Below are 1,772 nucleotides of genomic sequence, written 5' to 3'. Positions count from 1 at the left end.
TTGCAAGTCATTGGCCGAGGTGGTGGTGCGCACCGGCCGCATCGAGGTGATCGCGCAGGACAAGGCCTGGGATTTCGAGGCGCCGCGCTACAGCCCCGATGGCAAGCGCATCGCGTTCCTCGCGAGCCACCAGGGCAAGCGCCACACGATGCCCAACCATGCGGCGGTGCTGCAGCGCGGCATCGACGCGCCGGTCAAGCAGCAGGTGCTGAGCGCCGCCTGGGACCACGCGGTGAACGGGCCGATCCGCTGGTCGGCCGATGGCGAGGCGCTCTACTTCACGGCCGAGGACGAGGGCCGCTGCCACCTGTGGCGTTTCGACATCGCGGCGCGCGAGGCGGCCGTGGTGGCGCGGGGCGGCTGGGTGCAGGGCTTCGACGTGGCGGGCGAGGTGGTCGTGACGGCGGCCGATGCGATGGATCATCCGGCGCGGGTGCATGCGCATCGCGCGGGCGATGAGGCGCCGCAGCGGCTGGAGCGCTTCAACGACGATCTGTTGAAGCCCGTGAAGCTGGGCAGGTACGAGGACGTGCGGTTCAAGGGTGCGCTGGGCGACGAGATCCAGGCCTGGGTGGTGTACCCGCCGGGGTTCGACCCGAAGAAGAAGTACCCGTTGCTGCACAGCATCCATGGCGGTCCGCACGCGGCGGCCGGCGACACCTTCCACTACCGCTGGAACACGCATGTGTTCGCGGCGCAGGGCTATGTGGTGGTGTGCGTGAATTACCACGGCTCGAGCGGTTTCGGCTACGGCTTCCTCGACAGCATCACGCACCGCTGGGGCGAACTGGAGCTGCAGGACGTGGAGGCGACGACCGACCTGATGCTGAAGAAGCCGTACATCGACCGCGGCCGCGTGTTCGCGACGGGCGGCAGCTATGGCGGCTACATGGTGGCGTGGATGAACGGGCACGTGAAGCCGGGCCGCTACCAGGCGTATGTGTGCCATGCGGGCTGCTTCGACTGGACGGCGATGTTCAGCGACGACGCCTACACCTGGCACGCGAAGGAGCTGGGGGCCTGGTACTGGGACGACCAGGCGAAGGTCAACTCGCAGAGCCCGCACGCCTTCGCGAAGAACATGAAGACGCCGACGCTGGTGATCCACGGGGCACTCGACTTCCGGGTGCCGGACCAGCAGGGGCTGGCCTACTACAACACGCTGAAGGCGCGTGGGGTGGATTCACGGCTCGTGTGGTTCCCGGACGAGAACCACTGGATCCTGAAGCCGCGGAACAGCAAGCTCTGGTATTCGGAGTTCTTCGGCTGGCTCTCTTCGCACGACAAGAAGTAGCTTCTCTGTTGTGCTGCGCGCGCGTGGTGCGGCTGGGGGTGGGCTGCGGGAGCTCATGCCCCTGCCGCGCCGCGACGCGCGCGCACAGAAACACCCCTCCACGGTCACTTCAAGAGATTCGAAATGTCCCAGGTGACAGCAAACCGGGGATCCTCCCAGCCCGGCACTCCAGGCCGCTGCGCCGTCCCGAGATCGAACGACAGCCGCCGCGGCACGAGCCACCACCGCGCCCCCACCCGGTTGACCTCGGTCTCGCTCGCCGACAGCCCGCTCCCCGCCCACTCGGCATAGAGCGTCCCGCTGCGCAGCGGCTGCCACACGCTCGACAAGGTCGCCCGGTTGCGCGGCACCCCCGCCACGTCGCGTCCCAGGTTCATCTGCAGCGCCCAGCTGCTGGCCAGCCGCAGCTGGGCTCCGGCCGCCACGGTGGCCTGCTCGGTTCGCAGCCCCGGCTCGGTCTCGGTGCGTAACCCCGCCC

2 protein-coding genes are annotated in these 1,772 nt (G+C 68.6%); one reads left to right on the top strand and one right to left on the bottom strand.

Annotated elements, in window-relative coordinates; genetic code table 11:
- A partial coding sequence (locus AC1D15_RS30300) for a S9 family peptidase (RefSeq protein WP_477828944.1) occupies positions 1–1,294 on the top strand: 1,294 nt, incomplete at its 5' end.
- Positions 1,295–1,398: 104 nt separating this feature from the next.
- Here the strand turns inward: AC1D15_RS30300 and AC1D15_RS30295 are convergent.
- On the bottom strand, positions 1,399–1,772 hold a 374-nt coding region (locus AC1D15_RS30295; protein WP_477828943.1), incomplete at its 5' end, for a hypothetical protein.

The organism is Rhizobacter sp. P2_H2 (assembly GCF_056403375.1).
Note: the sequence above shows the minus strand (reverse complement) of the source record. Positions and strands in the feature narration are given on the sequence as shown.